The sequence below is a fragment of the Kitasatospora sp. NPDC059827 genome (genome assembly GCF_042731675.1).
Classification (GTDB): Bacteria; Actinomycetota; Actinomycetes; order Streptomycetales; family Streptomycetaceae; genus Kitasatospora.
This window is the reverse complement of the sequence record NZ_JBHWIV010000111.1, coordinates 1-24763: the sequence shown is the minus strand read 5'-3', so window position 1 is coordinate 24763 and position 24763 is coordinate 1. Positions and strand designations below refer to the sequence as shown.

The window sequence follows — 24763 nt, the reverse complement described above, 5'->3', positions numbered from 1 at the left end:
TGGGCTCGCTTGGCCATGGGCTCGCTTGGCCATGGGCTCGCTTGGCCATGGGCTCGCTTGGCCATGGGCTCGCTTGGCCATGGGCTCGCTTGGCCGGGCGTCCCGCCCGTGTCGGCCCCGGGCGCCGGGTCGGGTGGCTGCTGAGCCCCGCAGCCGCCCGGGCCGGTGCCCGGTGCGTTCCTCGTGCCTCCTGTTCTCCTCGTGTCTCAGCCCGGCGGCAGTGGTTGCCACAGGCAGCCGCAGTCCGGGTGTCCTCGGAGCCGCAGGCGGCGGGGCATGCCGTCGCCTGCGGAGATCTCGCACCAGCCGTCGACGCTCGGCGGTCGGCCGCCGTCCAGGTACACCTGGACGTGCAGCGCCGCCAGGCCGGCGACGGCCGTGGCCAGGGCCGTGTCGCAGGCCGGGGTGCGGGCCCGGCCCGGGCCGTCGTCCGCCAGCTGGGCGAGGACCCGTGGCCAGGCGGCGTCCTCGTCCTCCCGGCGCAGCACCAGGCAGTGCCCGCAGGCCGACCGCCCCGGGATCACCAGTGGCCCGACGATGCCGAACTCCTCGACCACGCCCACGTACAGGTGCGGCACCCCGGCCCGGAGCAGCAGCCGGGCCTCGTACGTCCCGCCCGCGAAGGCCGCGCTGCCGTCCCGGGGTGCGAGGACCACGAAGTCGGGCGGTGGGTCGTCGCTCTTGGGCCGGGGCACCGGGGCCAGTGGGCGGCCGGTGGCGCGTTGCACCGCCTCCCGGGCGACCGTCGAGCGCAGCCGCCCGATGTCCGAGGGCGGCAGTCCGGCGGGGGAGCAGTCGTCGGGCCGGACCCGCCCGCTGTCGGCCACGGTGATGGTGCCGGCGCCGCCGGCCGCGAGCACGGTCGCCACGGCCGCGCCGACCCGGCCCGCGCCGCGCACCTCGATCCTGGCCCTGGCGCGCCGGACCAGGACGGCCGGTGCGGCGCCCGGTCCGGAGTGGACCAGGGAGAGCGAGGCGAGGTCGGGCCCGAGGACGTCCTGGTGGGGCCGGGGGAAGTGCGACAGTGCCCGGCCGGTCGCCTCCGCGTCGTCCAGCAGCCCGGTCTCCTGCAGTTCGCTCAGCAGGGTGTCGGTGGGCTCGCGGCCGAGTCCGATCCGTTCGCCGGCGGAGAGGAGCTCGGGGCGTTCGCGCGTCCCGTCGAGCAGGTCGAGGAACTCGCACAGGGTCTTGTCGGCGTTGCCGAGCACCCCGGCGAACCGGGTGACGGTGCCGAACTGCAGGGTCTCGGAGTCCCGCCAGCTGCGGGACAGCGCGGGCTTGAGCATGAGGCGCACGGTGGTCTCCCTTCCGATCGTTTCCGGACGGCTGACCGCAGCATGCCCCATGGCGGCGGGGGCGTGCGGAAAGTTATCCACAGGTCCGGGCGCATGATCACACCATCTGTTCGGAGGCCCTGTGGATAACTGCCCATCCTTCCTGGCGTCGGTTTCCGGACACCCCTCGTCGGCCTTTCGTTCCCGATCGCTCCATGAAAGATTTCGGCCACGGCACCGGACTTCTGTCAGTGGTACCGGGTAACGTCGTGTGCCATGGCAGCCGAGCGGGACTCCCATCCACCGGCGTCGCGTCGGCGTGCCCGTGCAGCGTCCGGGTCGCAGATGGCGGCGCCGAGCACGCGCGGGCGCCCGGACGAGAAGCAGCGCGAGAAGCCGCACGACAAGCAGCAGTCGAGGCCGCAGCACCCGCCCTCCGGGGCGGTGCCCCCGGAGGCGCACGACCGCAGCCGGGTCGAGGTGCGGCGCAGCGCCCGGCGCAGCCGTACGGTCTCCGCCTACCGCGAGGGCGACCGCACCGTCGTGCTGATCCCGGCCCGGATGTCGCACGCCGAGGAGCAGCGCTGGGTCGCGCAGATGCTGGAGAAGCTCGCGGCCCAGGAGCGTCGGCGGGTCCTCGGGGACGACGCCCTGATGGCACGGGCCCGGGAGCTGTCGGCGGCCTATCTGGAGGGCCGGGCCCAGCCGGTGCAGGTCCGCTGGGTGACCAACCAGAATTCGCGCTGGGGCTCGTGCACTCCCAGTGAGGGGACGATCCGGCTGTCGCACCGGCTGCAGGGCATGCCGGAGTACGTGTTGGACTACGTGCTGCTGCACGAGTTGGCGCACCTGCTGGTGCCGGACCACGGTCCGGCGTTCTGGGCGCTGCTGGAGGCCTATCCGCGGACGGAGCGGGCGCGCGGCTACTTGGAGGGTGTGGTGTCGGCGGCCCGGCTGCCGCACATCCCGGGGGCCCGGCACGGTGCGCCGGGGCCGGGGTCGGATCCGGGGGCTTCCTGCGGGTGAGGGTGGACGGCGAGAGGGGGCGCGGACCGTACGGTCCGCGCCCCCACAACCTCTCGCGCTTCGCTCGCGCCCGGGGGCCGGGGCCCGGGGGTGCCACCGGGGGCATCCGGGGGGGGGGGGCGGGCCGCGTCGGGGGGGGGCGCCCGGTCCGCCCCCCCCCCCCTCTTCGTGTCGCGCTTCGATCGGTCAGGCGGTCAGGCGGTGAGCGCCCGGGCCCGGGCGACGAGGTCGCGAACCGAGTGGTCGGTCAGCTCCGGCAGCCGGTCGTAGTCGAACCAGCGCAGGTCCAGTGACTCCTCGCTGATCAGCGCCTGCGCCCCGGCCGGGGCCACCGCGATGTACTGGACGTCCAGGTGGGTGTTCTCCGGCCGGTCCTTGCCGGTGCAGCGGACCTGGTGGCGGTCCAGCTTGGCGGGGACGGGCACGCCGTCCTGGCGCAGCAGGGTGAGGTCGGGGATGCCGGACTCCTCGACGGCCTCGCGCAGGGCGGCGGAGGCGAGGTCGGCGTCGCCCGGCTCGCAGTGCCCGCCCATCTGCAGCCAGATCCCGACCTTGGGGTGCAGCGTGAGCAGCACCCGCCCGGCGGCGGGGTCGACGACCGCCGCGCTCGCGGTGATGTGGGCGGGCAGGCAGGACCGGTAGAGGCCCTCGGGCTGCTCGGCGAGGTGCGCGAGGTAGTCGAGGCGCAGCTGTTCCTGGTCCCGCTCGGCGGGCCGCCAGTCGGTCAGGGTGCGGACGGCGTCCGCGTGGAGGGTGGACGTACCCGTCCCGGCGGCCGTCATGCGGTGGGCTCGCCCTTTCCGTCGGTGCCGTCCTGGTCGCCCTTCGGAGCGTCGCCCTTCGGTGAGTCGTCCTTGGGCGGGTCGTTCTTGGTGAGGTCGGGCTTGCCGGCCGCGGCCTCGCCGAGCAGCTTGTCGAGGGCGTCGAAGTCGAAGCCGCCCTCCAGGTCGCCGCTGCCGCGGTGCACGAAGGCGTCCGGGTCGTCCAGGTCGGCGGCGGTGGGCAGCATGTCGGGGTGCTCCCAGAGCGCGTCGCGGCCCTCGACGCCGCGGGCGTCGGCGAGCAGCGCCCAGAGCCGGGCGGCGTCGCGCAGGCGGCGCGGGCGCAGTTCCAGGCCGACCAGGGTGGCGAAGGTCTGTTCGGCGGGCCCGCCGGCGGCGCGGCGGCGGCGGACGGTCTCGCGCAGCGCGCCGGCCTGCGGCAGGTGGGGCGCGGCGGCGGCGTGCACGACGGCGTCGACCCAGCCCTCGACCAGGGCGAGCGCGGTCTCCAGGCGGGCCAGCGCGGCCTTCTGCGCGGGGGTGTCCTCGGGCTGGAGGAGGCCGCCGGCCAGGGCCTCCTGGAGGGCCTCCGGGTTGCTCGGGTCGAGCTGGCCGACGAGTTCCTCCATGCGGGAGGTGTCGACCTTGATGCCGCGCGCGTAGGCCTCGACGGCGCCCAGCAGGTGGGCCCGCAGCCACGGGACGTGGGCGAAGAGGCGCTGGTGGGCGGCCTCGCGCAGGGCGAGGTAGAGCCGGACCTCGTCGGCGGGCACGTTCAGGCCCTCGCCGAACTCGGCGACGTTCTGCGGGAGCAGGGCGGCCTTGCCGGCCGGGGCGAGCGGCAGGCCGACGTCGGTGGAGCCGACGACCTCACCGGCGAGGGCGCCGAGCGCCTGGCCGATCTGGGTGCCGAACATGGCGCCGCCCATGGAGCGCATCATGCCCATCAGCGGGCCGGCCACGGCCTGCATCTCCTCGGGCAGGACGCCGCCCATGGCGTTGCCGACCCGCTCGGCGACCGGGTCGACGAGGTCCTTCCAGACCGGGAGGGTGGCCTCGATCCACTCGGCGCGGCTCCAGGCGACGGCGGTGCCGGCGCCGGAGGGGAACTCGGTGACGCCGTCGAGCCAGAGGTCGGCCAGGCGCACGGCCTCGACGACGGCGGAGCGTTCGGCGTCGCCGACCGAGCGGTCCTTGCTCTTGCCCTCGGCGGGTTCGGCGACGACGCTCTGCCGGGCGATGTTCTGGGCGAGTTCCCAGTTCACCGGGCCGCCCTCGAAGGAGAGCATCTGGCCGAGCTGCTGGAAGGCGGCACCGAGGTCGCCGGGGTTCAGGCCGCCGAACATGGCGGCGAAGGGGTTGTCGGCTCCGGCGCCGCCGGGGCCGCCCGGGGTGCCGGGCAGGCCGAACATCGCGCCGAAGGGGTTGCCGGCTCCGAAGCCGAACGGCTGGGGGCCGCCGGTGCCTTCCTGGCCCTGCTCCTTCTTCTTCTGCGCGTCGTCGGGCTTGGCCTTGCCGTCCTCGGGCTCCTCGGGGGGAACGCCGAATCCGAAGGGAAGGTCGCTCACGGGGTCCTCGATCCGGTCGGCCGTCATACGGGTGTGGCGGGCAGTGCGGTCCGCCCGGGGCTCCGGTGGAGCGGGGGACTCGTGGGCGGCTCCCGAGGGCCAGGCCCGCGCCGGGTGCACCGCCGGGCCTTCGCCTCGGGCAGGATGGACGTACGTGACACACGTCCGTACGCACATAAGCTAACCGTGGAGGATGGCCGGTGAGTTCCCCGCCTTCGGACGTTCGCTCTGGGCTGACCGCTGGAGAGGACGATCCGGACGCCACGGCGTCGCCGCCTCCAGCCTACGGCGGGCGGCCGTTGACCGTGGCCGTGACCGGTGCCGCGGGGGTGCTGGGCGAGCGGGTCGCCGCCCGGCTGGTGGCCTCCCCGCACGTGCGCAGGGTGCTGGCGGTGGACGACCGGCGCGGTGAGGTCCCGGGCGTGCAGTGGCGCGTCCTGGACGTGCGGGACCCCGCGGTGGCCGAGCGGCTGGCCGGGGTCGACGTGGTGGTGCACCTGGCGATGGACTTCGGCATGGAGTCCGATCCGCGGGCCCGCAGCGCCTACAACGTGCGCGGCGCCCAGACGGTGCTGACCGCGGCCGCGGCCGCCGGGGTGCACCGGGTGGTGCTGTGCACCTCCGCGATGGTCTACGGCGCGCTGGCCGACAACGAGGTGCCGCTGGCCGAGGACTCGGAGCTGCGGGCGACCGAGGAGGCCTCGCTGGTCGGGGACCTGCTGGAGATCGAGCGGCTGGCCCGGCGGGCGCCGCGCGCCCACCCGGGGCTGCAGGTGACGGTGCTGCGTCCGGCCGTGGTGGTGGGCCCCGGTGTGGACACGGTGCTGACCCGGCACTTCGAGGCGCCCCGGCTGCTGGTGGTGGCCGGTTCGCGTCCGTGCTGGCAGTTCTGCCACGTGGACGACCTGGCGGCGGCGCTGGAGTACGCGGCGCTGGGCCTGGTGGAGGGCGAGGTGACGGTCGGCTGTGACGGCTGGCTGGAGCAGGAGGACGTGGAGCGGCTGTCGGGGATCCGGCGGATGGAGCTGCCGGCCGCGCTGGCGCTGGGCACCGCGGCGCGGCTGCACCGGCTGGGGCTGACCCCGGCGCCGGCGGGCGACCTGGCGTACACGATGTACCCGTGGGTGGTGTCCGGGAGCAGGCTGCACGAGGCGGGCTGGCGTCCGGAGTTCACCAACGAGCAGGTGCTGGCCGAGCTGCTGGCGCAGGTGTCGGGCAAGCACGCGGTGGCGGGGCGCCGGCTGGGCGGCAAGGAGGCCGCGACCAGTCTGGGGGCGGCCGGGGCGACGGTGGCGCTGGTCGGTACGGCGGCGCTGGTGCGCCGGGCCCGCAAGCGGCGCCGCTTCTGAGCCGGCACCCGCTGGGGGCGCTCGGCGGGCGTCGTTTCTCACGATGCGAAATTTCGGAATCGTGATGCGGAAGCCCCTTGCCCCGATCGGCCCCCGATGGGGAATCATGGGGTCATGTCCGAGAACCACGACCCCATCCGGCTGCTCGCCATCCGCGACACCCCGCTCTCGCTGGACGAGGTGTACGAGGCGGTCGGCGACGACGCGGCCGGCGGCACCACCGTCTTCGTCGGGACGGTCCGGGACCACGACGGCGGCAAGTCGGTCTCCGCGCTGGAGTACAGCTGCCACCCCACCGCCGAGGCGGAGATGCGCCGGATCGCCGAGAAGGTCGTCGCCGACTTCCCGGTGCGGGCGCTCGCCGCGGTGCACCGGGTGGGCCGGCTGGAGATCACCGACAAGGCCGTGATCGTCGCCGTCTCCTGCGCCCACCGCGGGGAGGCCTTCGCGGCCGCCCGCCGACTGATCGACGACCTCAAGCACGAGGTGCCGATCTGGAAGCACCAGGTCTTCGCCGACGGCGAGGAGGAGTGGGTCGGCGCCGGGGGCTGCTGACCGGGCTCCCGGTCCCGGGGGCTGCTGACCGGACACCCGTTCCTGGGGGCTGCTGACCGGACACCCGTTCCCGGGGCGGTGAGCGGCCGCCCGTCCGCGCGGGTGCGGTGCAACCGCCCGCACACCGAGCACGTCCTTCGGGTCAGGCGCGCCGCTGCCTCACCCGAACGGGTCCGGCCGGGGGCGCCGGATACTCCCTGGAAGTGAGCCGATCGGCCGTCCCGTAACCCGGATGGCGCCGGCCGCGTTGTCCGCCGGGGTGGTTAATCTGCTCATAGACCCGAGGAGCTGGGAGTACTGACATGGGTGCGCTCGCCTGGCTGATCATTCCGGTTGTCGCCGTCCTGGTCGCGGCCGCGTGGGCGGGGTGGGCCCAGCGGGCCCCGAGGGCCACCGGCGACCCGGCCTCGCTCGCCGAACACCGGCGCTTCATGGCCGCGATGGAACGGACCACCGCGGGCTCCGCCGCCCCCGGGGAGGGTTCCGGCCGGTAGCCCGGCGGGCGCCGCGTCACGGGCGTCCCGTACTGTCGAGGCATGCCACGCCGCTCCGCGACGATGCTCGCTGCCACCCTGCTGCTCATAGCGCTGCTCTGCGTCTCGGTGCTGATGAAGGTGCCGTACACGGAGATGAGCCCGGGCCCGACGTACAACACGCTCGGCGAGCAGGGGGGCAAGCCGGTGATCACCATCACCGGCCACGACTCGTACCGGACGAGCGGCCACCTCAACATGACCACCGTCCAGGTCACCGGGGCCAAGTACGAGCCCAGCCTGGTCAACGCGGTGATCGGCTGGATGCGCGACGACGTGCTGGTGGTGCCGCACGACAACGTCTACCCCAAGGGGCAGTCGGACGCCGACGCCAAGAAGCAGAACGCCGAGGAGTTCGCCTCCTCCGAGGACAGCGCCCGCACCGCCGCGCTCAAGCAGCTGGGCGTCCCGGTCGGCAACGAGCTGATCGTGAAGTCGGTCACCGCGGGGGCCCCGGCCGAGGGCCGGCTGCACGCGGGCGACCAGATCGTCGCGGTGGACGGCGCCGCCGTCGACTCGGTGGACCAGGTGGTCGCCGCCGTCACCAAGCACAAGCCCGGCGAGTCGGTGGTCTTCACCGTGGTGCCGCGGGCCAAGGACACCTCCGGCAACGGCTCCGCCACCCCCGGGACGAAGACCGACGTCACCGTGCCGACCGTCCGGGCCAAGGACCTCGACCCGAAGGCGCCGGCCGAGCGGGCCGAGCTCGCGGTGGTCGGCATCGGCACCGGGATCCGGCACACCTACCCGTTCCAGATCGACATCGGCCTGCAGGACGTCGGCGGCCCGAGCGCCGGGCTGATGTTCTCGCTCGGCATCATCGACAAGCTCACCCCGGGCGGCGACCTCACCGGCGGCAAGTTCGTCGCGGGCACCGGCACCATCGACGACGACGGCAAGGTCGGCCCGATCGGCGGGATATCGATGAAGCTGATCGCCGCCCGGGACGCCGGGGCCGAGTACTTCCTCACCCCCGCCTCGAACTGCGCCGAGGCCACCAAGAACGTGCCGTCCGGGCTGACCCTGATCAAGACGGACACCCTGGACGGCGCGCTCAAGTCGCTGGAGCAGATCCGCTCCGGGCAGGCCTCGGCGCTGCCGTCCTGCCCCCGCTAGGCGGGCCCTGGGCGGGGGCGGGAACGGGCGTCAGGAGAAGGTCGCCAGCAGCGCTTCGGTCAGGCCGGGCACCAGGTCCGGGCCGGTCAGCACCTCGCGGGCGACGTCCTTGGAACGCAGCCGCAGGGCGATCTCCTTCTTGCCGTCGCGCAGCACCGCGGCGGTGATCCGCACCTCCTCGCGCTTGGGGTGGTTGGCCACCCACTCGGCGAGCTGGGCGTCGCTGGCACCGCGCGGGCGGGACTGCTCGGCGCCCGGCGGCAGCATCAGCCGCTCGACCACCAGGGCGCAGCCGGCCACCGCGGCGGGCCAGGCGATGGTGCCGAGGAACTTGTCGAGCTCCATGCCGGCCGGGAGTTCGTCCTGCTCGACCGGGGTGAGGCCGGGCTCGTCGCTGTCGGCGAGGCCGAGCTGCTTGGCGATGCGCGGGTCGGCCTTGCGCAGGGCGGCGCTGTCCACCAGGGCGAACAGTCGGGCCGGGAGGTCCCAGCCGAGGGTGGCGGCGTACTCGTCGATCTCCAGCGCGGCCCGGGTGAGGGGGGTGGCGGCGGGGAGCTTGGAGACGTCGTCGGGGGAGTTGTTCAGATCAGGCGCGTCGGACATGACTCAATCCTCACACGCCGGGCGGCGCCCGCTCGCCGGGGCGGTCCCGGGGGCCCGGGGCGGGGTGTTCGGGCGGGGCGGCGGGGGGTTGCGGGCGAACGGTGTCGTAACCGTCTGCTAACGGTGGGAACTCGGTCGAAGACTGGTTAAGTTGCTCTGACGACCGACCGATTCCAGACGACACAGCTGAGGTGCCACCGTGGTATTCCAGATGCCGGAACGCTCAGGGCCGGGTTTCCGGCGGAGGGTGGGCCCGCCCTCCCGGCGGGCGCGGGTGGCCCTGCTGACCCTGGGCGTACTCGCGGTGCTGTTCCTGCTGTTCGTCATGTTCGCCGGGTTCTGGACGGACTGGCTGTGGTTCAGGTCGGTGCGCTACTCCTCGGTGTTCACCACCCAGCTGTGGACGAAGGTCGGGCTGTTCGGGGTCTTCGGCCTGCTGATGGCGGTGATCGTCGGCTTCAACGTGTGGCTGGCGCACCGGCTGCGGCCGCCGCTGTCGGCGATGTCGGTGGAGCAGCAGAGCCTGGACCGCTACCGGGCGGGCCTGGCGCCGTTCAAGCGCTGGGCGCTGATCGGGGTCTCGCTGGTGATCGGCCTGGTGGCGGGCGCGGCGGCGTCCGGCCAGTGGCGGACCTGGCTGATGTGGACGAACGCGACGTCCTTCGGTGAGAAGGACGCCCAGTTCGGCATGGACGTCTCGTTCTACGCCTTCGACCTGCCGTTCTACGAGTTCGTGCTGGGCTTCGCGTTCAGCGCGGTGATCGTCTCGCTGCTGACCTCGGCGCTGGTGCACTACCTGTACGGGGGGCTGCGGCTGCAGGGCCCGGGCCGGCGGGCGAGTGCGGGCGCGCAGGGGCACCTGGCGGTGCTGCTGGGCGTGTTCGTGCTGTTGAAGGCGGTGGCGTACTGGCTGGACCGGTACGCGCTGGCGGTGAAGACCGGCTCCTACAAGGGGGTCTCGGGCTGGACCGGCCTGCGCTACGTGGACGCCAACGCGTTCCTGCCGGCGAAGACGATCCTGTTCTTCGTCGCGATCATCTGCGCGGTGCTGTTCTTCCTGACGCCGATCCGCCGCACCTGGGCGCCGGCCCTGATCGGGCTGGGGCTGATGGTGCTGTCGGCGGTGCTGATCGGCGGGCTGTACCCGGCGATCGTGCAGCAGTTCCAGGTCAAGCCGAACGAGCAGGCCAAGGAGACGCCGTACATCCAGAAGAACATCGACGCGACCCGGCAGGCGTACGGGATCGCGGACGCGCAGACCACCCCGTACAGCCCGCAGGGCTCGACCACGGGTGACGCGTTGAAGCCGGACGCGCAGACCATCGCGGACGTGCGGCTGCTGGACCCGAACATCGTGTCGCAGACGTTCCAGTCGCTGGAGCAGCAGCGCAACTACTACGCGTTCCCGAGCACCCTCTCGGTGGACCGCTACAGCACGCCCACGGGCAAGCAGGACACCGTGATCGGCCTGCGCGAGCTGGACCTCAACGGGGTGCAGCGGAACTGGATCAACGACCACTTCAAGTACACCCACGGCTACGGCGCGGCCCTGGCCAAGGGCAACCAGGTCGACGACAAGGGCGGGCCGGTGTTCACCGAGTCCGGCCTGCCGGCCACCGGTGCGCTGGGCGACTACGAGCAGCGGATCTACTACGGCGAGAAGACGACGACGTACTCGATCGTCGGCGGCTCGAACAAGGAGATCGACTACACCGACGTCAAGACCGGTCAGAACGTGGAGTACACGTACACCGGTGACAGCGGTGTCTCGCTGGACAACCCGATCACCCGGGCCGCGTACGCGGTGCGCTTCGCCGAGCCGCAGATGCTGTACGCGGGGGCGATCACCGACGGTGCCAAGGTGATCTACAACCGGACGCCCAAGGAGCGGGTGGAGAAGGTCGCGCCGTGGCTGTCGATCGACGCCGACCCGTACCCGGTGGTGCAGGACGGCCACGTGGTGTGGGTCGTGGACGGCTACACCACCTCGGACGGCTTCCCGTTCTCGTCGAAGACGACGCTGGGCACGGCGACCAAGGACTCGCTGACCAACCAGCGCGGTGAGCTGCTGACCGCCGCCAACCAGGTCAACTACATCCGCAACTCGGTCAAGGCCACGGTGGACGCCTACACCGGCGAGGTGAAGCTCTACCAGTGGGACGAGAAGGACCCGGTCCTCAAGACCTGGATGAAGGCCTTCCCGGGCACCGTGGAGCCGAAGTCGGACATCCCGGCGACGCTGCTGCCGCACCTGCGCTACCCGCAGGACATGTTCAAGGTGCAGCGCGACCTGCTCGGCCAGTACCACGTGACGGACGCCAACTCCTTCTTCAACGGCAGTGACATCTGGCAGGTCCCGGTGGACCCGACCAGTGACACCAAGCAGGTCCAGCCGCCGTACTACGTGACGGTGCGGATGCCGGACGCCCAGGCCGCGAGCTTCTCGCTGACCAGCACCTTCGTGCCCAACCAGCGGCCGAACCTGGCGGCCTTCATGGCCGTCAACGCGGACCCGGGGGAGGACTACGGGAAGATCCGCATCCTCAAGATGACCGGCGAGAGCGGCGCCCCCGGCCCAGGCCTGGTGCAGTCGAAGTTCAACTCCCGCCAGGAAGTGGCGAACCAGATCTTCGCGTTGAAGAGCGGCGGCGACACCGAGCTGGAGTACGGCAACCTGCTGACCCTGCCGGTCGGCGGCGGGCTGTTGAACGTCGAGCCGGTGTACGTGCGCGGGCGCGGCGCCAAGTACCCGACGCTGCAGAAGGTCCTGGCGGTGTACGGGGACGACAACGTGGCGTTCGAGAACACCCTGGACGACGCGCTGCGCAAGCTGTTCGCCGGGCAGGCCCCGCCGGCCACGCCGGTGGCGCCGTCCAGCCAGGGCGGGGCGACGCCGGGCACCGGGACGTCCCCGGGCACCGGGACGACGCCCGGCGGCGGCAGCACGCCGACGCCGGCGCCCACCGCGCCGGGCACCCCAGCACCGGGCGGGACGATCTCGCCGGAGCTCCAGAAGGCGATCGGGGACGCGGAGAAGGCGTACAACGACAGCCAGACCGCGTTCAAGAACGGCGACTGGGTGGCGTACGGCAACGCCCAGAAGGCGCTCGGCGACGCCTTGAAGGCGGCCGAGGCGGCCCGGGCGGGCGGCCAGGCACCGGCGCCGACGGCGACGCCGACCGGCTCGGGGGCGGCCAGTCCGCACCCGTAGTCCCCGCTGAGCTGCGGTGACCGTTTTTGGCCCCACCCCGCGTCCGTGCTACGGTTCTCTTACCGACGCGGGGTGGAGCAGCTCGGTAGCTCGCTGGGCTCATAACCCAGAGGTCGCAGGTTCAAATCCTGTCCCCGCTACTCAGTAGCAGGAAGCCCGGAGGATCACATCCTCCGGGCTTCTGTCGTATCCGGGCTTCTGCCGGGTCCGGACTCCTGTCGGGTCCGGGGGCGGCGGCCGCGGCGGGCGCGGGGGCCGTCGGCCGGTGGTGTCGGGCCCCGTCGAAACCGTGCTAGAGTTTGATCAACGACGCGGGGTGGAGCAGCTCGGTAGCTCGCTGGGCTCATAACCCAGAGGTCGCAGGTTCAAATCCTGTCCCCGCTACTCAGTGTCAGAGGCCCGGAGGATCATTCCTCCGGGCCTCTGTCGTACCCGGACGTCTCCGTCCGGAAGCGGCGGGAACCGCTCCGGTACTATCGACCGTCGCCAACGGGGACGGCACCGGGGTTTGTGGGGCGCAAGTGTCGGGAAATCGACAAAGCGCCGAAGCAATTCCGTCGGCTTCGGGTCCGCCCCACTCGAATTCGGCCGGGGCAGGTGTACGCGGGTAGCGGGTGATGCGACGATGGGACACATGGGGGACGGTGCACGGCCGCTGACGGGCCGTCCGGTCCGGCACCTCTCCTGGGAGTCCCCCCGGCCGTCGGCCGGGGCACGATGCCGCGACACTCTGGGGGAGCGGGAGTCGGCATGAGGCTGATCGGCAAGTCAGGCGCCAAGTCCGGTGCTGCCGTCGAGGCGGACACCGACGCCTGGGCGGAGAGCGCCGAGAGCCCCGAGAGCCGCCCCGGAGCCCTGCCCGCCCAGCGCACCAGCGGGCTGTCCGAGCGCCCCGCGGTCGGCGGCTCCGGGCCCGACAGCCTGGTGCACGTCTCCACCCGGCAGTTCTCCGCCGCCGTGGGCCCGTACGGGGCGGGCGGCGAGGAGGCGCCGGCCGGCGCCGCGCTGGACCCGGCCGGGCTGGACCCGACCAGCTTCGAGACCGCGCTGGCCGCCCGGGAGTCCGCCGCCCTGGAGGCCCGGCACCGGCAGGCCGCCGACGGCGGCGACCCGGACGCCGCGGGCCGCCTGGGCACCCTGCTGCTGCGCCGCGGCGATCTGGAGGACGCCGAGCCGTACCTGCGGGCCGCCGCCGCCGCCGGGGTGCGGGCCGCCGCCAACAACCTGGGCGTCCTGCTGCACCAGCAGGGCCACCGCGCCGAGGCCGGCCAGTGGTGGCGCCACGCGGCGGTGGCGGGCAGCGCCCCCGCCGCGCACGCGCTCGGGCTGCAGCTGCGCGACCAGGGCGAGGAGGAGGCCGCCGAGTACTGGCTGCACTACGCCGCCGACCACGGCCACCCGCTGGGCGCCTACGCCCTCGGCGACCTGATGGAGCACCGGCGCGACGTGCGGGCCGAGCGCTGGTTCAAGGTCTCCGCCGACGCCGGGCACCGCGAGGCCGCCTACCGGCTGGCCCGGATGCGCGAGGCCGCCGGGGACAAGGAGACCGCGGAGGCCTGGTACCGCACGGCCGCCGCCCGCAGCCACGCCCGCGCCGCGCTGCGCCTGGGCGTGCTGCTGGAGGAGCGGGCCCGCACCGACCGGTCGCTGCTGGAGGAGGCCGCCCGCTGGTACCGGCAGTCCGCGCAGAACGGGGAGCCGCGGGCCGCCTGCGCGCTCGGCTTCCTGCTGCGCGACTCCGGGGACGTCGCCGCCGCCGCCGAGTGGTGGCAGGAGGCCGCCGAGGCGGGCGACGGCAACGCCGCCAACGCGCTCGGCGCCCTGCACGCGAGCCGCGGCGAGGCCAAGGCCGCCGAGCACTGGTACCGCACCGCGCTCGACGCGGGCGACCAGAACGGCGCCTTCAACCTCGGCCTGCTCTGCGCCGGCACCGGCCGCGACCAGCAGGCCGAGCAGTGGTATCGCCGGGCCGCGTACGCCGGGCACCGGGAGGCCTGCAACGCGCTGGCCGTGGTGCTGCTGCAGCGCGGCGACGAGTCCGGCGCCGAGCCGTGGTTCTCCAAGGCGGCCGAGGCCGGCAGTGTGGACGGCGCCTTCAACCTGGGCGTGCTGCACGCCGGGCGCGGCGAGTCGCGGCAGGCCCAGGAGTGGTACGCGCGGGCGGCCGCCGAGGGGCACGGCGAGGCGGCGCTGCAGCTGGCGGTCGCCCAGGAGCAGCGCGGCAACCTGTCCGGCGCGCTGGAGCGCTACCGGCAGGCGGCGGCCGGCGGTTCGGCGGAGGGCGCCTTCCGGCTGGCCTCGGTGCTGGACCGGCGGGGGGACGCGGACGCCGAGGCCGAGCACTGGTACGCGCTGGCGGCCGATGCCGGGCACCGCCGTGCCCAGGTGCGGATGGGGGTGCGGGCGGCCGAGCGCGGGGCGCTGGAGATCGCCGAGAGCTGGTACCGGCGGGCCGCCGGGGCGGGCAGTCGCAGCGCGGCGTTCAACCTGGGGCTGCTGCTGGCCCGGCAGGACTGCGAGGCGGAGGCGATGCTCTGGTACACCCGGGCCGCCGACGCCGGGCACGGCCGGGCGGCGCTGCGGCTGGCGCTGCTGGCGCTGCGCCGGGGCGAGCCGGTGCAGGCCGAGAACTGGTGCCGGCGGGCGATCGACTACGGTCCGGCCGAGGTCGCGGAGCGGGCCGGGCGGCTGCTGGGCGCGCTGCACGCCGAGCTGAGCGCGTAGGGCCCGTCCGGGGCCCGGGGCCCGTCCCGGCGGGGCGTCAACTGCCGCTTCGGTGGCGGCAGTCGGGGCACAGGCCGCGGTAGGTGACCTCGGCGGTGGTGACGGCGAAGCCGAAGCGTTCGGCCGCGGGCAGCGCGGCGAGCGGGTCGCCGTGCGGATGGACGTCGCGGATCGCGCCGCAGCCGGAGCAGACCAGGTGCTGGTGGGCGCGGTGGGCGTTGGGGTCGTAGCGCTTGGCGCGGCCGTCGGTGGCGACCTCCAGCACCTCGCCGAGGGTGACGAGTTCGCCGAGCGTGTTGTAGACGGTGGCGCGGCTGATCTCGGGCAGGCGGGCGGCGGCGCGGGCGTGCACCTCGTCCGCGGTGAGGTGGACGTGCTCGCCGTCGAGGACCTCGGCCACCACGCGGCGCTGTGAGGTCAGCCGCCAGCCGCGTCCGCGCAGTCTCTCCAGCAGATCACTCATGGGACCAGAATAAGTCACGCTCCGAGATTAGGGCCAGTATTGACTTGGATGAAGTCCAAGTTAGGATCGTGTCATCACGATCGGATCCCCCGGAGGCAACCCGCCATGACCACGCAGGACGAGCTTCGCCCGACCCTCACCACCGAGGCGGGTGCCCCCGTCGCGGACAACCAGAACACCGAGACCGCCGGCCCCGGCGGCCCGGCCCTGATCCAGGACCAGCTGCTGTTCGAGAAGCTCGCGCACTTCAACCGCGAGCGGATCCCGGAGCGTGTGGTGCACGCCCGCGGCGCCGGCGCGTACGGCACCTTCACGGTGACCGCCGACGTGACGCCCTTCACCCGGGCGGGGTTCCTGTCCGAGGTCGGCAAGCAGACCGAGGTCTTCCTCCGGTTCTCCACGGTGGCCGGCAACCTCGGCGCGGCCGACGCGGTGCGCGACCCGCGCGGCTTCGCGCTGAAGTTCTACACCGAGGAGGGCAACTACGACCTCGTCGGCAACAACACCCCGGTGTTCTTCATCAAGGACGCCATCAAGTTCCCCGACTTCATCCACACCCAGAAGCGGGACCCGTACACCGGCTCGCAGGAGGCCGACAACGTCTGGGACTTCTGGGGCCTGTCGCCCGAGGCCACCCACCAGGTGACCTGGCTGTTCGGCGACCGCGGCATCCCGGCCAGCTACCGCCACCTGAACGGCTACGGCTCGCACACCTTCCAGTGGCAGAACGAGGCCGGCGAGCACTTCTGGGTCAAGTACCACTTCAAGACCGACCAGGGCATCCGCAACCTCACCCAGGCCGAGGCCAACCGGCTCGCCGGCGAGGACCCGGACAGCCACCAGCGCGACCTGCGCGAGTCGATCGAGCGCGGTGAGTTCCCCAGCTGGACGGTGCAGGTCCAGGTCATGCCGGCGGCCGACGCGGCCGGCTACCGCTTCAACCCCTTCGACCTGACCAAGGTCTGGCCGCACGCCGACTACCCGCCGATCGAGATCGGCCGGCTGGAGCTCAACCGCAACCCGGAGAACGTCTTCGCCGAGGTCGAGCAGTCGGTCTTCTCCCCGGCGCACTTCGTGCCCGGCATCGGCCCGTCCCCGGACAAGATGCTCCAGGGCCGGCTGTTCGCCTACGCGGACGCCCACCGCTACCGCGTCGGCATCAACGCCGACCACCTGCCGGTGAACCGCCCGCACGCCACCGAGGCCCGCACCAACGGCCGGGACGGGTACCTGTACGACGGCCGCCACGGCCGGCAGAAGAACTACGAGCCCAACAGCTTCGGCGGCCCGGTGCAGACCGGCCGTCCGCTCTGGGCCGCGACCGCCGTCGACGGCCTCACCGGCACCCACGCGGCGCCCTCGCACGCCGAGGACGACGACTTCGTGCAGGCGGGCAACCTGTACCGGCTGTACTCGGAGGACGAGAAGCAGCGGCTGATCGCCAACCTGGCCGGCTTCATCGCCAAGGTCTCCGCCGACCGCGAGGACATCGTGGAGCGGGCGATCGACAACTTCCGCAAGGCCGACGCCGACTACGGGCAGCGGCTGGAGACGGCGGTCCGGGAGCTGCGCAAGCAGTAGGACGGGCCGGAACGAGCGGCGGGCCCTGTGACCAGCTCCCACTGGTCACAGGGCCCGCACCATTGCGCCCGGGGCCTCGGGAGCGCTCCGGGGGCGAACGGGCGAACAGCGGCTCAGACCGAGAGCCGCCGCAGGGTCTCGTCGTGCAGCAGGCCGTTGGTGGCCACCGCGTCGGCGCCGCCCGGGCCGGGGACGCCGTCCAGGCCGGTGAAGCTGCCGCCGGCCTCCTCGACGACGATGCAGGGCGCGGCCATGTCCCAGAGCGACAGCTCGGGCTCGGCGGCGATGTCCACGGCGCCCTCGGCGACCATCATGTAGGACCAGAAGTCGCCGTAGGCGCGGGTGCGCCAGCAGGCCCGGGTGAGGTCCAGGAACGGGTCGAGCCGACCGCGGTCCTCCCACCCGGTGAGGGAGGAGTACGAGAAGGACGCGTCCTCGATCCGGGACACCCCGGAGACGTGGATCCGGGAGGCCTTGGCCAGGCTGCGGCCCGCGTAGGCGCCCAGGCCCTTGGCGGCCCACCAGCGGCGCTGCAGCGCCGGGGCGGAGACGATGCCGACCACCGGGCGCTCCACGCCGTCCGGGCCGTCCTCCAGCAGGGCGATCAGGGTGGCCCAGACCGGGACGCCGCGGATGTAGTTCTTGGTGCCGTCGATCGGGTCGATCACCCAGCGGCGCGGGCCGGAGCCCTGGAGGCCGAACTCCTCGCCGAGCACGGCGTCGCGCGGGCGGGCGCGCTGGAGGATGCTGCGCACGAGCTCCTCGGCGGCCTTGTCGGCGTCGCTGACCGGCGTCAGGTCGGGCTTGGTCTCGATCTTCAGGTCGAGGGCGCGGAAGCGCTCCAGGGTGACCGAGTCGGCCGAGTCGGCGAGGACGTGGGCGAGTCGGAGATCGTCGTGGTAGTCGGCCATGCCCGAAACCCTAGCTCAGCGGGTCGGCCGGGGAGGGTGGGCGCTCAGTGGGCGGAACCGCTGAGCTGGAGGCCGATCACACCGGCGATCACCAGGGAGATGGACACCAGTTTGAGCACCGAGGTGGTCTCGTCCAGGAAGGCCATGCCGTAGATGGCGGTGCCGGCGGCGCCGATGCCGGTCCACACCGCGTAGGCGGGGCCGACCGGCAGGCTCTTGAGCGAGAGGGTGAGCAGCCCGAAGCTGCTGAGGGCGAACACGCAGAAGCTGATGGTGGGCCAGAGCTTGGTGAAGCCCTCGCTGAGCTTGAGGTTGATCGCGAAGCCGGTCTCCAGCAGGCCGGCCAGGATCACCAGGGCCCATGCCATCGCGTGCCCTCCCTGTCGATCGACGGACGGGCCGTGTCCGGCCCGACTTTCCTATGATCGCCAGGGAGGGGCGGTCCGACACCTCGAACGGGCCACGAGCCTCGGGGAAAGGGCGGGGCCCCCGCGGGGCTCAGTCGCCCTCGCGGGCCTCCTTGCTGGCCAGCAGACGGCGCAGCGAGTAGAGCCGGGCGGCCTCGGCGTGGCCGTCGGCGACCCAGGCGTCCAGGGCGCAGTCCGGCTCGTCGTGGCTGCAGGCGCGCGGGCAGTCGACCGTGCCCGGCTCCAGGTCGGGGAAGGCGAGGATGACCCGGGACGGGTCGATGTGGGAGAGGCCGAAGGAGCGGAAGCCGGGCGTGTCGATCACCCAGCCCGGGTCGAGCGCCTTCTTCGAGCCGGGCTTGACGCCGGGCGGCGGGGGCAGCCGCAGGGCCAGGGCGGAGACGGTGGTGTGCCGGCCGCGGCCGGTGACGGCGTTGACGTGGCCGGTCTGCCGCCGCCGGTCCGGGACGAGGGCGTTGACCAGGGTGGTCTTGCCGACGCCGGAGTGGCCGATGAACACGGTGGAGAGTCCGCGCAGGTGCTCGCGGACGGCCTCGGCGCCGGCGGTCTCCAGCTCGTCCCGGCGGGTGACGACGTAGTCGATGCCGAGCGGGGCGTACGACTCCAGCAGCGGCCCGGCCGGGGCGAGGTCGGACTTGGTGAGCACCAGCAGCGGTTCCATGCCCGCGTCGTAGGCGGCGACCAGGCAGCGGTCGATCAGCCGGGGGCGGGGCTCCGGGTCGGCCAGGGCGGTGACGATGGCGAGCTGGTCGGCGTTGGCGACGACGATCCGCTCGTACGGGTCGTCGTCGTCCGCGGTGCGCCGCAGCACGGAGCTGCGCTCCTCGACCCGGACGATCCGGGCGAGGGTGTCGGCGTCCCCGGAGAGGTCGCCGACCAGGTTGACCACGTCGCCGACGACGACGCCCTTGCGGCCCAGCTCGCGGGCCTTCATGGCGACGACCTCACGCTCCTGCTTGGTCCCCGGGTCGACCAGGCAGGTGATCCGGCCGCGGTCGACGGTCAGCACCATCGCCTCGTCGGCGTCCTCGTGCTTGGGCCGGATCCGGGTCCGCGGCCGGGAGCCCCGGCGGGCGGGGCGGTTGCGGATGTCGTCCTCGTCGGCGTCCTTGCCGTAGCGGCGCATGGTTCAAGTCTCCGCTCAGGCGTCCGCGGCCGCTCCGCCGAGCAGCTCCGCCCACATCTTGGGGAAGTCGGGCAGGGTCTTGGCGGTGGTGCCCACGTTCTCCACCTCGACGCCGGGCACGGCGAGGCCGAGCACCGCGGCGGCGGTGGCCAGGCGGTGGTCCTCGTAGGTGTGGAAGATGCCGCCGTGCAGCGGGCGGGGGCGGATCCGCAGGCCGTCCTCGGTCTCGCTGACGTCGCCGCCGAGGTCGTTGATCTCCTTGGCGAGGGCGGCGAGCCGGTCGGTCTCGTGCAGGCGCAGGTGGGCGATGCCGTACAGGTGGGACTCGGAGTCCGCGAGGGCGGCGACGGCGGCGATCACCGGGGTGAGCTCGCCGACGTCGTGCAGGTCGGCCTCGATGCCGTGGATCCGGCCGGTGCCGGTGAACTGCAGGCCCTCGTCGGTGTACTCGCAGGCGCCGCCCATCCGGGAGTAGAGGTCGCGCAGCTGGTCGCCGGGCTGGGAGGTGTGGCGGGGCCAGTCGCGGACGGTGACCCGGCCGCCGGTGACCAGGGCAGCGGCGAAGAACGGGGCGGCGTTGGACAGGTCGGGCTCGACGACCAGGTCGCGGCCGAGCAGGGCGCCGGGGGTGACCCGCCAGACGTCCTTCTCGCCGCCGTCCTCGGGGGCGTCGACCTGGGCGCCGGCCAGGCGCAGCATCTCGACGGTCATCCGGATGTGCGGCAGCGACGGGACGGGGCCGCCGACGTGCCGGACCTCGACGCCGTGGTGGTAGCGGGCGCCGGAGAGCAGCAGGGCGGAGACGAACTGGGACGAGGAGGAGGCGTCCAGCTCGACCGGGCCGCCGTCGAGGCCGCCGGTGCCGTGGACGGTGAGCGGGAAGCTGCCGCGGCCGCCGTCCTCGATCCGGGCGCCGAGCGCGCGCAGGGCGTTGATCACGCCGTGCTGGGGGCGCTCGTGGCTGCGCGGGTCGCCGTCGAAGTGGACCGGGCCGTCGGCGAGGGCGGCGAGCGGGGGCAGGAAGCGCATGACGGTGCCGGCGTTGCCGACGTCGACGCTGGCGGGGCCGCGCAGCGCGGGGGCGGGGATGACCCGCCAGGCCTCGCCGCCGCCGGTGCCGCCGGAGTCGTTGTTGACCTTCTCCTCGATGGTGACCCCGAGGGCGCGCAGGCCGTCGGCCATCAACTGGGAGTCGCGGCTGCGCAGCGGGCGGCGTACCCAGCCGGGTCCGTCGGCGAGGGCCGCCAGCACCAGGGCCCGGTTGGTGACCGACTTGGAGCCGGGAATGGTGACGGTGGCGTCGACGGGGGCGCTGGCGACTGGGGCGGGCCACAGGGTCTCGGTCATGGGGGCCAGTCTAGGGTCCGTCCTCGAACCCCCGTCTGCGGGGCGACGCCGGGGCACGCACCTCGCCGCGTTGTCGTCGGTCGCCGATGCTCCGCATGGACTCCCTCCTCCGCCTTGCGATGCACGCACCCCAACGCCGCCCCGCCCGCCCTCCGGGCGGACGACGGGGGTTCGAGGACGGACCCTTCGGTCCGTAACGGAACGGCCCCTGCTGCGGCCGGATGGCGGGATGGCGGTGATCTAGTGGAGGGGTTGCAGCAGCCAGGTGGCGCCGAGGGCGAGGCAGGCGAGGGCGGTGAGCAGGAAGACGGTGACCCAGGCCAGGGCCGGGACGTGGGTGAGCCGGGCGAGCTGGTCGGCGTCGGAGTCGCGGGCCCAGCCGGTGCGGCGCTGGTGCTGGAGTTCCAGGACCGGGCGGACCGCCCCGAACAGCAGGAACCAGCAGCCGAGGTAGGCGAAGCCGGCCTGGACCTGGGCGCTGCCGAACCAGGAGACCAGGAAGAAGGCGCCGCCGGCGACGAGCACGGTGAACAGGCCGAAGGCGTTGCGGATCCGCAGGAGCAGGGCCAGCAGCAGGGCGATGGCGAGCCAGAGCAGCAGGGTGATCCGGTCGGCGGCGAGCAGGGCGGCGCAGCCGAGGCCGAGCAGGGCGGGGGCGGTGTAGCCGGCGGCGGCGGTGAGGACCATGCCGGGGCCGGTGGGGCGGCCGTAGGAGAGGGTGAGGCCGGAGGTGTCGGAGTGCAGCCGGATGCCGGCGAGCTTGCGGCCGGTGGCGAGCGCGGCGAGGCCGTGGCCGCCCTCGTGGGCGATGGTGACGGCGTTGCGGGTGACGTGCCAGAGCGGGCGGGCGAGGACGGCGAGCAGGGCGGCGCAGCCGGTCGCGAGGACGAGCCAGCCGGGCGGGGCGGCCTGGGTGCCGGTGACCCGGTCCCACAGTTCGCCGAGGTTCTGGTTGTTCGGGTTCATCGGCGGGCTGCGCCTCCGTTCGCTGTGCTGCGCTGTGTCGTGCCGCTGTGTCGTACTGGTGTGTTTCGCCGGTCGGGCCGGGGTGGGCCGGGTTGGGCCGTTCGGGGCAGCCTCCCATGCGGGGACGGGCGGAGGGGAGCGGGCGGTTCTGCTCCGTGGATGAGGAAGTGCTGAGCGGGCGCGGTGTGGTTGGCTGGCCCGCATGTGCGGTCGCTTCGCAGCCAGCAGCAAGCCGGAGGACGTCGTCGAGCTGTTCGACGTGGAGTTCTGGGACCCGGAGGAGTCCCTGGACCCGAACTGGAACGTGGCGCCGACCAACAGCGCGTACGTGGTGCTGGAGCGGTTGGCCAAGGGGGCGGCGCGGCCGGTGCGGCAGTTGCGGGCGCTGCGCTGGGGGCTGGTGCCGCAGTGGTCGAACTCCGCCGAGACGGCGGTGAAGATGATCAACGCGCGGTCGGACACGGTGCACGAGAAGCCGGCCTACCGGCAGGCCTTCGCCTCGCGCCGGTGCATCCTGCCGGTGGACGGCTACTACGAGTGGCAGACGGTGCCGGGGGAGCGGGGCAAGGCGCGCAAGAAGCCGTTCTTCGTGTCCCGGGTGGACGGCGCCCCGCTGGCGCTGGCGGGGCTGTACGAGTTCTGGCGCAACCGGGCGGTGCCGCCGGGGCACCCGGAGGCCTGGCTGGTGACCTTCACGATCGTGACCACGGACGCCGAGGAGTCGCTGGCGCCGATCCACGAGCGGATGCCGCTGTTCCTGGACCGGCGGGACTGGGGGGAGTGGCTGGACCCGGGGTTGGGCGACCCGGAGGAGGTGCGCCGGCTGCTGATACCCCCGCCGCCGGGGGCGCTGCTGGCCACGCCGGTGTCGCCGGCGGTCGGGAACATCCGCAACAACGGTCCGGAGCTCAAGGAGCCGTGGACCGAGGTCGAGTACGAGACCACACTGTTCTGAGACTTGGGAGCTGCCGGGATGACCACCTCCGAACTCGTCACCACCGGGGCCGGGGACGCCCGGATCACCTACCACCGGGCGGCCGCGCCGAGGGCGGTGCTGGCGCTGGGCCACGGGGCGGGCGGCGGGACCGGCGCCCGGGACCTGGTGGCGTTGGCCGGGCGGCTGCCGGATCGGGGGATCACGGTGGCGCTGGTGGAGCAGCCGTGGCGGGTGGCGGGGAAGAAGCTGGGTCCGGCGCCGAGGACGCTGGACGTGGGCTGGCTGCCGGTCGCCGAGCGGCTGGCCGGGGCCGGGCTGCCGCTGGTGGTCGGCGGGCGCAGCGCGGGGGCGCGGGTGGCCTGCCGGACGGGGGCGGCGAGCGGTGCGGTGGGGGTGGTGGCGCTGGCGTTCCCGCTGCACCCGCCGGGGAAGCCGGAGAAGAGCCGTGCCGAGGAGCTGCTGGGGTCGGGGCTGCCGACGCTGGTGGTGCAGGGTGCGGCGGACCCGTTCGGCGGGCCGGCGGAGTTCCCGGAGCTGCCGGCGGGGCACGAGCTGGTGGCGCTGCCGTACGGGAACCACGGGTTCGAGGTGCCGAAGCGGGCGTCGGTGGGGCAGGACGAGGTGCTGGAGCTGATCTGCTCGGCGGTGGGGGACTGGGTGCTGGGGCTGTTGTGACGCCGGTGCCGCTGTGACTCCGGTGCCCGTGTGAGGAGTCGTGAGGGGTCGTGAGGGGCCGTGAGCAGGGTGTTTCCGCTCGCTCACTCGTGCGAGTGAACGGCGGGTGCGGGCGGGAATGCGGGCGGGGCCGGTGTGGTTGTCGTGTCCGTCAGCATGAGTCACCGGTGAGAGGTAGGGCAGATGGGTTCGATCGCGTGCCCCGAACGGCCGGAGGAGCGCGAGGCCGCCGCGGCGTTCGCCCCCTCCTGGTCGGACTGGCTCGACGCGGGCGAGAAGCCCGTCAGCCCGATATCCTCCATTTCTGGGCGGCCCGCAGTGGGCCGTGCCCGTCATGCCGAGGAGGTGGGTCCGGTCGTCGGGACCGAGCACGAGGCCGATCCGGGCCGTGGCCCGGACGAGGCCCTGCCTGCGGGCGAGGCGCTCACCGGTGAGGAGCTGGCCGAGGCGATCGGTGAGGACACCTTCCGGGTGTCGGCGGAGGAGTCCGAGGAGGCCCGGCGGGAGCGCTTCGAGCGCGACGCCCTGGGCTACCTCGACCCGATGTACTCGGCGGCGCTGCGCATGACGCGCAACCCCGCGGATGCGGAGGACCTGCTCCAGGAGGCGTTCGCCAAGGCGTACGCGTCCTTCCACCAGTTCCGTGAGGGCACCAACCTCAAGGCCTGGCTGTACCGCATCCTCACCAACACGTTCATCAACTCGTACCGCAAGAAGCAGCGGGAGCCCCAGCGCACCGCGGCGGAGGAGATCGAGGACTGGCAGCTGGCCAGGGCCGAGTCGCACATGTCGACCGGTCTGCGCTCGGCCGAGACCCAGGCGCTCGACCACCTGCCCGACAGCGACGTGAAGGACGCGCTCCAGGCGATCCCGGAGGAATTCCGGATCGCCGTGTATCTCGCGGACGTAGAAGGCTTTGCGTACAAGGAGATCGCGGACATCATGGGTACTCCCATCGGTACGGTGATGTCCCGGCTGCACCGCGGCCGCCGTCAGCTGCGCGGCATGCTGGAGGATTACGCCCGTGAGCGCGGGCTGGTCCCGGCCGGCAGCGGGGCAGGGCAGGAAGCGAAGGGCTCGGGCTCATGAGCTGCGGCGATCCGCACGAAACCGAGTGTGGCGAGGTCCTCGACCACCTCTATGAATTCCTCGACAACGAGATGGCCGAGGGCGACTGCGCCAAGCTGCGCGTGCACTTCGACGAGTGCTCGCCCTGCTTGAAGCAGTACGGGCTGGAGCAGGCGATCAAGGCGCTGATCAAGCGTTCCTGCGGCTGCGACGACACCCCGACGGACCTGCGCAGCAAGGTGCTGGCCAGGATCGACTCGATCCGGGCCGGGCAGCGCTCGGGTGAGCCGGTGGTGGTCGCCGTGGAGACGACCGTCGAGGTGCACGTCGAGGCGGCCCGTCCGGCGCCCAGGCCGGTGCAGGCGCGCGAGGACGCGGGCGATGAGCCGGGCGTGCGCCCCGGTGCGCCGGTCGAGGCCGGAGCGCCGGCCGAGTAGTCCGGCCCCAGTGGTCCGGGGGGGGCCCCCGGGCGGGGGGGGGGGGCCGGTGGGGGCCGGGTTTTAGGTGGGGGCCCGGGGACTGGGGGGCGCGGGGGGGCGGC

At 73.4% G+C, this 24763-nt stretch carries 22 protein-coding genes and 2 tRNA genes; 14 read left to right on the top strand and 10 right to left on the bottom strand.

What is annotated here, in order from left to right; all coding sequences use genetic code 11:
- Window positions 1–206: 206 nt before the first annotated feature.
- Window positions 207–1286 (bottom strand): ThiF family adenylyltransferase, encoded by a 1080-nt coding sequence (locus tag ACFV8H_RS37630; RefSeq protein WP_380408762.1) that lies wholly within the window; start codon window positions 1284–1286, stop codon window positions 207–209.
- A gap of 333 nt (window positions 1287–1619) precedes the next feature.
- Between ACFV8H_RS37630 and ACFV8H_RS37625 the strand changes: the two genes are divergently transcribed.
- Window positions 1620–2300, top strand: a complete 681-nt coding sequence (locus ACFV8H_RS37625) for a M48 family metallopeptidase (RefSeq protein ID WP_380408760.1) — start codon at window positions 1620–1622, stop codon at window positions 2298–2300.
- 194 nt (window positions 2301–2494) lie between these two features.
- Here the strand turns inward: ACFV8H_RS37625 and ACFV8H_RS37620 are convergent, their stop codons facing one another.
- Entirely contained in the window at window positions 2495–3082 is a 588-nt protein-coding gene (locus ACFV8H_RS37620; RefSeq protein WP_380408759.1) for an NUDIX hydrolase, read from the bottom strand.
- Window positions 3079–4629, bottom strand: coding sequence for a zinc-dependent metalloprotease (locus ACFV8H_RS37615; RefSeq protein WP_380408757.1), 1551 nt, complete (start codon window positions 4627–4629; stop codon window positions 3079–3081). The genes ACFV8H_RS37620 and ACFV8H_RS37615 overlap by 4 nt, the downstream gene beginning before the upstream one ends.
- A gap of 200 nt (window positions 4630–4829) precedes the next feature.
- Between ACFV8H_RS37615 and ACFV8H_RS37610 the strand changes: the two genes are divergently transcribed.
- The 4 genes from ACFV8H_RS37610 (at window position 4830) to ACFV8H_RS37595 (ending at window position 8182) form a co-directional block, all read left to right on the top strand.
- The gene (locus ACFV8H_RS37610; protein WP_188303064.1) at window positions 4830–5978 is read left to right on the top strand and encodes an NAD-dependent epimerase/dehydratase family protein; all 1149 of its coding nucleotides are present in this window, start codon (window positions 4830–4832) and stop codon (window positions 5976–5978) included.
- 114 nt (window positions 5979–6092) lie between these two features.
- Window positions 6093–6533, top strand: coding sequence for a molybdenum cofactor biosynthesis protein MoaE (locus tag ACFV8H_RS37605; protein WP_380408755.1), 441 nt, complete (start codon window positions 6093–6095; stop codon window positions 6531–6533).
- A 302-nt stretch (window positions 6534–6835) separates the two neighbouring features.
- Window positions 6836–7027: a hypothetical protein gene (locus tag ACFV8H_RS37600; protein WP_375894165.1), complete on the top strand. Its 192-nt coding sequence runs from the start codon at window positions 6836–6838 to the stop codon at window positions 7025–7027.
- 42 nt (window positions 7028–7069) lie between these two features.
- A complete protein-coding gene (locus ACFV8H_RS37595; RefSeq protein WP_380408753.1) occupies window positions 7070–8182 on the top strand; it encodes a PDZ domain-containing protein in 1113 nt (370 codons plus the stop codon).
- A gap of 30 nt (window positions 8183–8212) precedes the next feature.
- Here ACFV8H_RS37595 and ACFV8H_RS37590 read toward each other — a convergent pair whose 3' ends face one another.
- Window positions 8213–8785 (bottom strand): PPA1309 family protein, encoded by a 573-nt coding sequence (locus ACFV8H_RS37590; protein WP_375894159.1) that lies wholly within the window; start codon window positions 8783–8785, stop codon window positions 8213–8215.
- Between the two features lie 211 nt (window positions 8786–8996).
- On the opposite strand from ACFV8H_RS37590, the gene ACFV8H_RS37585 reads away from it, so the two are divergent.
- The 4 genes from ACFV8H_RS37585 to ACFV8H_RS37570 all read left to right on the top strand — a co-directional run bounded on the left by ACFV8H_RS37585 (window position 8997) and on the right by ACFV8H_RS37570 (window position 14720).
- Window positions 8997–11996: a UPF0182 family protein gene (locus tag ACFV8H_RS37585; RefSeq protein WP_380408751.1), complete on the top strand. Its 3000-nt coding sequence runs from the start codon at window positions 8997–8999 to the stop codon at window positions 11994–11996.
- Window positions 11997–12062: 66 nt separating this feature from the next.
- A tRNA-Met gene (locus ACFV8H_RS37580) sits at window positions 12063–12136 on the top strand.
- Window positions 12137–12306: 170 nt separating this feature from the next.
- Window positions 12307–12380: transfer RNA gene (locus ACFV8H_RS37575), tRNA-Met, on the top strand.
- Between the two features lie 366 nt (window positions 12381–12746).
- Entirely contained in the window at window positions 12747–14720 is a 1974-nt protein-coding gene (locus ACFV8H_RS37570; RefSeq protein WP_375894153.1) for a tetratricopeptide repeat protein, read from the top strand.
- Between the two features lie 37 nt (window positions 14721–14757).
- On the opposite strand, the gene ACFV8H_RS37565 is transcribed toward ACFV8H_RS37570, so the two are convergent.
- Complete coding sequence (locus tag ACFV8H_RS37565; RefSeq protein ID WP_380408749.1) at window positions 14758–15183, bottom strand: Fur family transcriptional regulator; 426 nt, start codon at window positions 15181–15183, stop codon at window positions 14758–14760.
- 105 nt (window positions 15184–15288) lie between these two features.
- Between ACFV8H_RS37565 and ACFV8H_RS37560 the strand changes: the two genes are divergently transcribed.
- Window positions 15289–16764 carry a catalase gene (locus ACFV8H_RS37560; protein ID WP_380408747.1) on the top strand — a complete coding sequence of 492 codons (1476 nt, stop codon included), beginning with the start codon at window positions 15289–15291 and terminating at the stop codon, window positions 16762–16764.
- A gap of 113 nt (window positions 16765–16877) precedes the next feature.
- Here the strand turns inward: ACFV8H_RS37560 and hisN are convergent, their stop codons facing one another.
- The 5 genes from hisN to ACFV8H_RS37535 form a co-directional block, all read right to left on the bottom strand.
- The gene (gene hisN / locus ACFV8H_RS37555; RefSeq protein WP_380408745.1) at window positions 16878–17675 is read right to left on the bottom strand and encodes a histidinol-phosphatase; all 798 of its coding nucleotides are present in this window, start codon (window positions 17673–17675) and stop codon (window positions 16878–16880) included.
- A gap of 44 nt (window positions 17676–17719) precedes the next feature.
- Window positions 17720–18043 carry a multidrug efflux SMR transporter gene (locus tag ACFV8H_RS37550; RefSeq protein WP_188303055.1) on the bottom strand — a complete coding sequence of 108 codons (324 nt, stop codon included), beginning with the start codon at window positions 18041–18043 and terminating at the stop codon, window positions 17720–17722.
- A gap of 130 nt (window positions 18044–18173) precedes the next feature.
- The gene (gene rsgA / locus ACFV8H_RS37545; RefSeq protein ID WP_380408743.1) at window positions 18174–19229 is read right to left on the bottom strand and encodes a ribosome small subunit-dependent GTPase A; all 1056 of its coding nucleotides are present in this window, start codon (window positions 19227–19229) and stop codon (window positions 18174–18176) included.
- Between the two features lie 15 nt (window positions 19230–19244).
- A complete protein-coding gene (aroA, locus tag ACFV8H_RS37540) occupies window positions 19245–20576 on the bottom strand; it encodes a 3-phosphoshikimate 1-carboxyvinyltransferase (RefSeq protein WP_380408741.1) in 1332 nt (443 codons plus the stop codon).
- Between the two features lie 240 nt (window positions 20577–20816).
- A complete protein-coding gene (locus tag ACFV8H_RS37535) occupies window positions 20817–21542 on the bottom strand; it encodes a M50 family metallopeptidase (RefSeq protein WP_375894136.1) in 726 nt (241 codons plus the stop codon).
- Between the two features lie 202 nt (window positions 21543–21744).
- Here ACFV8H_RS37535 and ACFV8H_RS37530 point away from each other — a divergent pair, with 202 nt between their 5' ends.
- From ACFV8H_RS37530 to rsrA, 4 genes are all read left to right on the top strand, one after another.
- On the top strand, window positions 21745–22497 hold the full coding sequence (locus ACFV8H_RS37530) for an SOS response-associated peptidase (protein ID WP_380408739.1): 753 nt from the start codon (window positions 21745–21747) through the stop codon (window positions 22495–22497).
- A gap of 18 nt (window positions 22498–22515) precedes the next feature.
- Entirely contained in the window at window positions 22516–23154 is a 639-nt protein-coding gene (locus ACFV8H_RS37525; protein ID WP_380408738.1) for an alpha/beta family hydrolase, read from the top strand.
- 183 nt (window positions 23155–23337) lie between these two features.
- The gene (locus ACFV8H_RS37520) at window positions 23338–24243 is read left to right on the top strand and encodes a sigma-70 family RNA polymerase sigma factor (protein WP_375894128.1); all 906 of its coding nucleotides are present in this window, start codon (window positions 23338–23340) and stop codon (window positions 24241–24243) included.
- The gene (gene rsrA, locus ACFV8H_RS37515) at window positions 24240–24659 is read left to right on the top strand and encodes a mycothiol system anti-sigma-R factor (protein ID WP_380408735.1); all 420 of its coding nucleotides are present in this window, start codon (window positions 24240–24242) and stop codon (window positions 24657–24659) included. Before ACFV8H_RS37520 ends, rsrA begins: the two co-directional genes overlap by 4 nt.
- The last annotated feature ends 104 nt before the right edge of the window (window positions 24660–24763 follow it).